Source organism: Streptomyces catenulae (assembly GCF_000718015.1).
Classification (GTDB): domain Bacteria; phylum Actinomycetota; class Actinomycetes; order Streptomycetales; family Streptomycetaceae; genus Streptomyces; species Streptomyces catenulae.
In genome coordinates this window covers 178,237-186,172 of the sequence record NZ_JODY01000030.1, presented here as the reverse complement: position 1 = coordinate 186,172, position 7,936 = coordinate 178,237, and the positions used below count along the sequence as shown (strand labels likewise).

Annotated in this window: 8 protein-coding genes; 4 read left to right on the top strand and 4 right to left on the bottom strand. The window is 71.8% G+C overall.

Annotated features, from left to right (window positions below):
• The first annotated feature begins 277 nt into the window (after positions 1 to 277).
• The 3 genes from IF23_RS0123815 (at position 278) to era (ending at position 2,518) form a co-directional block, all read left to right on the top strand.
• The gene (locus tag IF23_RS0123815) at positions 278 to 1,114 is read left to right on the top strand and encodes an AAA family ATPase (protein WP_107127004.1); all 837 of its coding nucleotides are present in this window, start codon (positions 278 to 280) and stop codon (positions 1,112 to 1,114) included.
• Positions 1,111 to 1,476 carry a cytidine deaminase gene (locus IF23_RS0123810; protein ID WP_030286954.1) on the top strand — a complete coding sequence of 122 codons (366 nt, stop codon included), beginning with the start codon at positions 1,111 to 1,113 and terminating at the stop codon, positions 1,474 to 1,476. Before IF23_RS0123815 ends, IF23_RS0123810 begins: the two co-directional genes overlap by 4 nt.
• Positions 1,477 to 1,579: 103 nt before the next feature.
• Complete coding sequence (gene era, locus IF23_RS0123805) at positions 1,580 to 2,518, top strand: GTPase Era (RefSeq protein ID WP_030286952.1); 939 nt, start codon at positions 1,580 to 1,582, stop codon at positions 2,516 to 2,518.
• Positions 2,519 to 2,587: 69 nt separating this feature from the next.
• On the opposite strand, the gene IF23_RS0123800 is transcribed toward era, so the two are convergent.
• The 4 genes from IF23_RS0123800 to IF23_RS0123785 form a co-directional block, all read right to left on the bottom strand.
• A complete protein-coding gene (locus IF23_RS0123800; RefSeq protein WP_030286950.1) occupies positions 2,588 to 2,800 on the bottom strand; it encodes a DUF4287 domain-containing protein in 213 nt (70 codons plus the stop codon).
• Between the two features lie 63 nt (positions 2,801 to 2,863).
• A complete protein-coding gene (locus IF23_RS0123795; protein WP_030286948.1) occupies positions 2,864 to 4,231 on the bottom strand; it encodes a GH1 family beta-glucosidase in 1,368 nt (455 codons plus the stop codon).
• 150 nt (positions 4,232 to 4,381) lie between these two features.
• Positions 4,382 to 4,648, bottom strand: coding sequence for a protealysin inhibitor emfourin (locus IF23_RS0123790; protein WP_030286946.1), 267 nt, complete (start codon positions 4,646 to 4,648; stop codon positions 4,382 to 4,384).
• Positions 4,649 to 4,695: 47 nt separating this feature from the next.
• Positions 4,696 to 5,772 (bottom strand): M4 family metallopeptidase, encoded by a 1,077-nt coding sequence (locus tag IF23_RS0123785; RefSeq protein ID WP_030286943.1) that lies wholly within the window; start codon positions 5,770 to 5,772, stop codon positions 4,696 to 4,698.
• A 345-nt stretch (positions 5,773 to 6,117) separates the two neighbouring features.
• Between IF23_RS0123785 and leuA the strand changes: the two genes are divergently transcribed.
• Positions 6,118 to 7,896: a 2-isopropylmalate synthase gene (gene leuA, locus IF23_RS0123780; protein ID WP_030286942.1), complete on the top strand. Its 1,779-nt coding sequence runs from the start codon at positions 6,118 to 6,120 to the stop codon at positions 7,894 to 7,896.
• Positions 7,897 to 7,936 lie beyond the last annotated feature (40 nt).

Below are 7,936 nucleotides of genomic sequence, written 5' to 3'. Positions count from 1 at the left end.
ATACGAGATGCTCAGGAGTCTCGTGGGCTCGGAGATGTGTATAAGAGACAGGCGGTCCGTTGTGGGGGCGGCGGTGGTGGGGTCGGGGGTGGTGTTGCGGACTGCTCCGCTTTACGTCCGCAACACCACCCCCGACCCCACCACCGCCTTGCGTTGTCGGGCCTTCCTTGTGTTCTTCCGGTTCTTCTTGCGCCCGTGTGAAGCTGGCCAGGAATTGGCGTGCGGCGAGGGTGGCCGACATCAGCAGTGGGGTGGGTGAGCAGTGGGGGATGGGGGGATGGTGCGTCCGGTGACTGGTGTACGGGTGCCCTCGGAGGAGGGGGATGTGGTGGGTGTGGGGGAGCGGGGCGGGGGTGTGGCTGGGGAGACCTCCGACGCCTCCGCCGACGCCGCTGACGAAGTCTGTGTCCGCGGGCTGGTGGATCTGCGGGGGGTGGGGGCCGTTCCTGGCCTTCTTCGTTATCCGGCTCGGGGCGTTGTTGTGGTCGCGGGGCTGCCGGGCAGTGGCAAGAGCACGTTGCTGGGGCGTTGGTCGAGTGGGGCGGGGGCAGCGGTGGCGCGGGTGGTCGATCCGCGTGCCGTGCATGTCGCGTGTGAGGCGGTGATGCCGGGGTGGCTGCCGTATCCGGTCTACCGGCCGTGGGCGCGCTGGCGGCTGTTGCGGGAGGTGGTGGCCGCGTTGCGGGGGGACGGGCCGGTGCTGGTGCACGACTGCGGGAGCCGGGCCTGGCTGCGGCGGTTGTTGGCGCGCGGCGCGGCCCGCCACGGGCGGACGCTCCATCTGGTGCTGCTGGATGTCGGCGCCGACACCGCGCTCTCGGGGCAGCGTGCGCGGGACCGCTGGGTGCGCCGCCGGGTCTTCGATCGCCACTGCCGCGGGCTGGACCGGTTGCTGCGCGCCCTGGACCGGTCGGCCGATGCCGCGTCGACGGAGCTGCCGGAGACGCTTGCCGAGCTGGCCTCGCTGGTGGTGCTGGACGCCGGTACCCGGGAGCGGGTGGCGGCCGTCCGCTTCGACGCGGCGGCGCGGCGGGAGGGCGGGGACGGCGGGCCGGAATCGGCTCCGCCCCGCGGGCCCGCGGGGGCCGGGCCCCGCATATGCTCGCCCGTATGAGCGATGCCGCACCGCTGGACCCCGAAGACCGCAAGATCATCACGCTCGCGCGCTCGGCGCGGGCCCGCAACGGCGTGCCCGAGGGTGCCGCCGTACGTGACGAGACCGGCCGCACCTATGTCGCCGGGACCGTGGCCCTGGAGTCGCTGAAGCTCAGCGCGCTGCAGACCGCCGTGGCGATGGCCGTCGCCAGCGGCGCGCAGTCCCTGGAGGCCGCCGCCGTGGTGACCGACGCGGAGCACGCCGCCGCCGCGGACCGCGCGGCAGTCGCCGACCTGGGCGGCCCCGAGACGCCGGTGCTCGTGGCGGGCCCCGACGGCACCCTGCGGATCACCGCCCCGGCGGGCGACGCCCGCGCCTGAGCCCCGGCGGGCGGCGCCTCGGGGCGCCGCCGGTCGGGCGTCCGCCCGCCGCCGGGGCGACCGGTGGTCGGTCGGGGCGCGGGGATCGGGGACAATGGGCGCCATGAGCGCTCGTACAGACTCCTCCGCCCCGCACCGCGCGGGCTTCGCCTGCTTCGTCGGCCGCCCCAACGCGGGCAAGTCCACCCTGACGAACGCTCTGGTCGGCACGAAGGTGGCCATCACCTCCAACCGTCCGCAGACCACCCGCCACACCGTCCGCGGCATCGTGCACCGCCCCGAGGCGCAGCTGGTGCTCGTCGACACCCCGGGGCTGCACAAGCCGCGCACCCTGCTCGGTGAGCGCCTCAACGACGTGGTCCGCACCACCTGGGCCGAGGTCGATGTGATCGGCTTCTGCCTCCCCGCCGACCAGAAGCTCGGCCCCGGCGACCGCTACATCGCCTCCGAGCTGGCCGGTATCAAGAAGACCCCGAAGATCGCCGTCGTCACCAAGACGGACCTGGTGGACTCCAAGACGCTCGCGGCGCAGCTGCTCGCCGTCGACCGGCTCGGCAAGGAGCTGGGCATTGAGTGGGCGGAGATCGTGCCGGTCTCCGCCGTCGGCGACGCACAGGTGGGCCTCCTCGCCGATCTGCTGGTGCCGCTGCTGCCGGAGAGCCCGCCGCTCTACCCCGAGGGCGACCTCACCGACGAGCCCGAGCAGGTCATGGTCGCCGAGCTGATCCGTGAGGCGGCGCTGGAGGGCGTCCGCGACGAGCTGCCGCACTCGATCGCCGTGGTCGTCGAGGAGATGCTGCCGCGTGAGGGGCGGCCCGCGGAGAAGCCGCTGCTGGACATCCACGCCAACGTCTACATCGAGCGCCCCAGCCAGAAGGGCATCATCATCGGCCCCAAGGGCAAGCGCCTGAAGGAGGTCGGCACCAAGTCGCGCAAGCACATCGAGGCGCTGCTCGGTACGCCCGTCTTCCTCGATCTGCACGTCAAGGTCGCCAAGGACTGGCAGCGCGACCCGAAGCAGCTGCGCAAACTGGGCTTCTGACCCCGGACGCCGCCGCCCGGCCGGTGCCCCCGCGCCCGGCACGGGCGTGCCGGGCGGGCCGCCGCGCGGCTACTCGGCTATCCGCTCCGCGCGGGTGTGCGCGACGAGGGCGTTGGCGTGGCCGTGGCCCAGTCCGTGCTCGGACGTGAGCCAGGTGACCAGCTCCATGTGCCGGGTCAGCGGCGAGGCGCGGATGAGGTCCTGCCAGTGGCCGATCGGGCGGCCGTACTTCTTCTCGATCGACGGGAAGTAACTCGCGGGGCCTTTCACAGCTTCGGTCATGGCCTCAGCCTCCCACCCACCACTGACAACGGCCCGGCCCGCGTGGGACAGCAGCCGCGGCGGTCACCCCCGCTGCGCCCGCCAGGCGTCGCGTAGCCAGCGGAAGGACGCCTTCGGGGTGCGCCGCTGTGTCGCGTAGTCGATGTGCACCAGCCCGAAGCGCCGGGCGTACCCCTCGGCCCACTCGAAGTTGTCGGTCAGCGACCAGACGAAGTAGCCGCGGACGTCGACGCCCGCCGCCAGCGCCGTGTGCAGCGCCCGTAGGTGCCCGTCGAGGAAGGCGATCCGCTCCCGGTCGTCGGTGCCGTCGTACGCGCAGCCGTTCTCGGTGATGATCACCGGGGGCAGCCGGTCGCCGTAGCGGTCGCGGAAGGAGAGCAGCAGTTCGGTGAGGGCCGCGGGCACCACCGGCCAGCCGAAGCCGGTCCGCGGGTACCCCTCGATCTCCCGGGGCGCGAAGGGGAGTTCCGGCGGCAGGGTGACGCCGCCGAACGCGGTCGGGGCGCCCTCCGGCAGCGGGGCGCCCACCCGGGTCGGCTGGTAGTAGTTGATGCCGTACCAGTCCAGCGGCGCCGCGATGATCTTCAGGTCCTCGGCGACCGGGCCCGGCAGCAGCGCCGCCAGATCGTCGTCCGGGTAGCGGCCCAGCAGCAGCGGATCCGCGAACAGCCGGTTGAGCAGCAGGTCGTAGAGGTCGGCGGCGCCGGTGTCCGCGGCGGAGGCGGAGGCGGGCCAGGTCGGGCCGTGGGAGTTGGCGATGCCGATGTCCGCCGCACCCCGGGCGCGCAGCGCCTGGACGGCGAGCCCGTGGCCCAGGAGCTGGTGGTGGGCGGCGGGCAGCGCGTCGAAGAGCAGCCGACGGCCGGGGGCGTGTGCGCCGATGCCGTACCCCAGCAGGGTCAGTTCGGCCGGTTCGTTGAGGGTGATCCAGCGGTGTACGCGGTCGCCGAGCCGGGCGGCGACGGCGTCCGCGTACGCGGCGAAGTGCGCGGCGGTCTCCCGGCGCAGCCAGCCGCCGCGCTCCTCCAGCGCCAGCGGGGTGTCCCAGTGGAAGAGCGTCGGCACCGGCGTGACGCCCGCCGCGAGCAGCGCGTCCACGAGCCGGTCGTAGAAGTCCAGCCCCCGGGCGTTGACCGGTCCGTCGCCGTCGGGGACCACCCGCGGCCAGGCCACCGAGAAGCGGAACGCCCCGGCGCCCAGCTCCCGCAGGAGGGCGACGTCCTCGCGGTAGCGGTGGTAGTGGTCGGTCGCCACCCGGGGGTCGGAGCCGTCCTTGATCCGGCCGGGCCGCGCGGCGAACGCGTCCCAGGACGACCGGCCGCGCCCGCCCTCGTCGACGGCGCCCTCGGTCTGCTGCGCGGAGGCGGAGACGCCCCAGAGGAAGTCCGCGGGGAAACGGGGGAGCGGGGTGGGGTCCGGCACCGTGGTCATGGCCGGAGCATGGATACCGCCGGTAACGGTGTCAAGGTCCGCGCGTCCGGCTGTCCGGATCGGCCCGGGGGCAAGGGCGGAGGCAAAGGCGGAGGGCGGCGCGGCCCTCCGGCCGCCGCCCTCCGTCCGTCAACTGCCCTGCGCCGTACGTCAGTCGCCCTCCTTCAGCACCCGGGTGATCAGCGTGCGCTGCTCCTCGGTCAGGCGCGGGTCGGAGCAGTAGACGGTCCTGCCGTCCACGGTGATCTGGTAGCGGAAGCCGTCCGGGACCCCGGCCGGGGGCTCGGCGAAACCCTGGGCCAGGGAGCGTTCGGCGAGGGTGTGCCAGGCGTCGGCGTCGGACCGCGCCGAGGTGTCGACCTCGGCGCGGCGCTCGATGCCCGCGAAGCCACCGGTGCGTCTGATGTGAATGTGCATGGGTGGCTCCTACCCGCCCGGGGCGGCGCAGACGTCCCGGAGCTGCGCTATTTGGCGGTGACGACGCCGACCGTCGACCACGCCTTGACGACGGCCTCGTGCTCGGCGCCCGACGCCCCGAAGCGGGTCTTGGCCGCCTCGACGGTCAGCTTGGCGAAGTCGGCGAACTGCGCGGTCTTCGCCAGCTTCCCGCCGGTCAGCACGTCGTACCAGACCTGACCCGCCTTCTCCCAGGCGTTGCCGCCGACCGCCGTGGCGAAGAGGTAGAAGGCGTGGTTGGTGATGCCGGAGTTGATGTGGACGCCGCCGTTGTCGTCCTGGGTGTCGACGAAGTCCGCCATCGTCGCCGGCTGCGGGTCCTTGCCGAGGGTCGGATCGTCGTACGCGGTGCCCGGCGCCTTCATCGAGCGCAGCGCCGCGCCCTTGACGCCGGGGGCGAGGAGGTCGGCGCCGATCAGCCAGTCGGCCTGCTCGGCGCTCTGCTTGAGGGCGTACTGCTTGATCAGCGAGCCGAAGACGTCCGAGATGGACTCGTTGAGCGCGCCGGACTGGCCGTTGTAGTCGAGGCCCGCGGTGTACTGCGTGACGCCGTGGGTGAGTTCGTGGCCGATGACGTCGACCGGGATGGTGAAGTCGCGGAAGAGCTTGCCGTCGCCGTCGCCGAAGACCATCCGCTCGCCGTCCCAGAAGGCGTTGTCGTACTTCTCGCCGTAGTGGACGGTCGCGTTGAGCGGGAGACCGGCATCGTCGATGGAGTGGCGGCCGTAGACCTTGAGGTACAGCTCGAAGGTGGCGCCGAGCCCGGCGTGCGCGCGGTTGACCGAGGCGTCCTTGGAGGCGCTGTCGGCCTCGGAGTGCACCTTGGTGCCGGGCAGGTCCTGGCTGTGCCGGGCGTCGTAGATGGTGCGGTTCGGCTTGTCGGAGCCTTCGGTGCGGGCCGCGGCGGTGCGCAGGGTGCACTCGTGGCGACGGGTGCGCAGGAACGCGTCGTGTTCGAGGGTGCGGCGGGCCGGCTCGTGGTGCTCAGGAGCGTCGGATTGTGCCAGCTTGTCGAGGAGGTGGGGCGGCACGATCGTGCAGAGAACGGGAGTGGCCGGGGTGACCGGCTTCGAGGTGACGTCCATACGGCAAATGTCGCATTGTGTGATGCCCTTGTCACTGCCCGCTCCTGAATTTCCCGAAAAGGTGTGGTGCAAAAACGTGTGCCTGATCGCATTCCGGCCGTGTTGTCCAAGCGGTCCCGCATACTGATACGGGGCCGCAGGACTCGATCGGCTCGGTTAAGGTGCGAGGCATCATGCGTTTCGGGCTGCTTCTCCTTAGCTGCCGCGGCGAGGGCCTGTAGTCGTAGGCCGACCCCCTCCCCGCGGAGTTCGGTGCTGCGAGAGATCGCCCCGTCGGCCTTCCCCGGCTCCTGGACCAGCCCGGACCGGGGACTTCCGCGGACTGCACGAGGAGCCCCACGCACCATGTCGAACCCTTCGACCCCCGCCGAGAACGCCGTCGGCCGTCCCACCCCGGTCACCAACGCCGCCCAGCCGCAGCGCCCTTCGGGAATGCCGGTCCACAAATACGGCCGGTACGAAGCGGTGGAGATCCCCGACCGCACCTGGCCGGAAAAGCGCATCACCAAGGCGCCCCGCTGGCTCTCGACCGATCTGCGCGACGGCAATCAGGCGCTGATCGACCCGATGTCCCCGGCCCGTAAGCGGGAGATGTTCGATCTGCTGGTGCGGATGGGCTACAAGGAGATCGAGGTCGGTTTCCCCTCCTCCGGCGACACCGACTTCCAGTTCGTCCGCTCCATCATCGAAGAGGGCGCGATCCCCGAGGACGTGACGATCTCCGTCCTGACGCAGGCGCGCGAGGACCTGATCGAGAAGACCGTCGAGTCGCTGCGCGGCGCCCACCGCGCCACCGTCCACCTCTACAACGCCACCGCCCCCACCTTCCGCCGGGTCGTCTTCCGCGGCTCCAAGGAGCAGATCAAGCAGATCGCGGTGGACGGCACCCGGCTGGTCATGGAGTACGCCGAGAAGATCCTGGGCGACGAGACGATCTTCGGCTACCAGTACAGCCCGGAGATCTTCACCGACACCGAGCTGGACTTCGCGCTGGAGGTCTGCGAGGCGGTCTGTGACGTCTGGCAGCCCGAGGAGGGCCGCGAGATCATCCTGAACCTGCCCGCCACGGTCGAGCGCTCCACCCCCTCGACCCACGCGGACCGCTTCGAGTGGATGTCGCGGAAGCTGACCCGCCGCGAGTTCGTCTGCCTGTCGACCCACCCGCACAACGACCGCGGCACCGCCGTCGCCGCCGCCGAGCTGGCCGTGATGGCCGGTGCCGACCGCGTCGAGGGCTGCCTGTTCGGCCAGGGCGAGCGGACCGGCAACGTCGACCTGGTCACCCTGGGCATGAACCTCTTCTCGCAGGGCGTCGACCCGCAGATCGACTTCTCGCAGATCGACGAGATCCGCCGCACCTCCGAGTACTGCAACCAGATGGAGGTCCACCCGCGCCACCCCTACGCGGGCGACCTGGTCTACACCGCCTTCTCCGGCTCCCACCAGGACGCCATCAAGAAGGGCTTCGACGCCATGGAGGCCGACGCGGCCGCCCGGGGGAAGACGGTCGACGAGATCGAGTGGGCGGTGCCGTACCTGCCCATCGACCCGAAGGACGTCGGCCGTTCCTACGAGGCGGTCATCCGCGTCAACTCGCAGTCCGGCAAGGGCGGTATCGCGTACGTCCTGAAGAACGACCACAAGCTGGATCTGCCGCGCCGGATGCAGATCGAGTTCTCCCGCACCATCCAGGAGAAGACCGACGCCGAGGGCGGCGAGGTCACCCCGGCGGCGATCTGGTCCGTCTTCCAGGACGAGTACCTGCCCACCCCGGAGAACGCCTGGGGCCGGGTCGCCCTCCGCTCCGCGCAGACCTCGACGACCAGCGAGGGCACCGACGCACTGACCGTCGAGGCGGTCGTCGACGGCACCGACACCGTCCTGACCGGCACCGGCAACGGCCCGCTGGCCGCCTTCATCGACTCGCTGCACGCGATCGACGCGGACGTACGGGTCCTGGACTACGTCGAGCACACCATGAGCGAGGGCGCCGGGGCCCAGGCCGCCGCGTACGTCGAGTGCGCCATCGGCGACAAGGTCCTGTGGGGCGTCGGCATCGACGCGAACATCGTCCGCGCCTCCATCAAGGCCGTCGCCTCGGCGGTCAACCGCGCGGCCCGCTGACCGCCCGGGGCGCGGCCCCGTCTCCTCCGGTGCCCCGTCC

Excerpts from the sequence above, each read along its gene's own strand:
- IF23_RS0123815 (WP_107127004.1), top strand. The coding sequence starts at position 278 with ATGGTGCGTCCGGTGACTGGTGTACGGGTGCCCTCGGAGGAGGGGGAT.
- IF23_RS0123810 (WP_030286954.1), top strand. The coding sequence starts at position 1,111 with ATGAGCGATGCCGCACCGCTGGACCCCGAAGACCGCAAGATCATCACG.
- era (WP_030286952.1), top strand. The coding sequence starts at position 1,580 with ATGAGCGCTCGTACAGACTCCTCCGCCCCGCACCGCGCGGGCTTCGCC.
- IF23_RS0123800 (WP_030286950.1), bottom strand. The coding sequence starts at position 2,800 with ATGACCGAAGCTGTGAAAGGCCCCGCGAGTTACTTCCCGTCGATCGAG.
- IF23_RS0123795 (WP_030286948.1), bottom strand. The coding sequence starts at position 4,231 with ATGACCACGGTGCCGGACCCCACCCCGCTCCCCCGTTTCCCCGCGGAC.
- IF23_RS0123790 (WP_030286946.1), bottom strand. The coding sequence starts at position 4,648 with ATGCACATTCACATCAGACGCACCGGTGGCTTCGCGGGCATCGAGCGC.
- IF23_RS0123785 (WP_030286943.1), bottom strand. The coding sequence starts at position 5,772 with ATGGACGTCACCTCGAAGCCGGTCACCCCGGCCACTCCCGTTCTCTGC.
- leuA (WP_030286942.1), top strand. The coding sequence starts at position 6,118 with ATGTCGAACCCTTCGACCCCCGCCGAGAACGCCGTCGGCCGTCCCACC.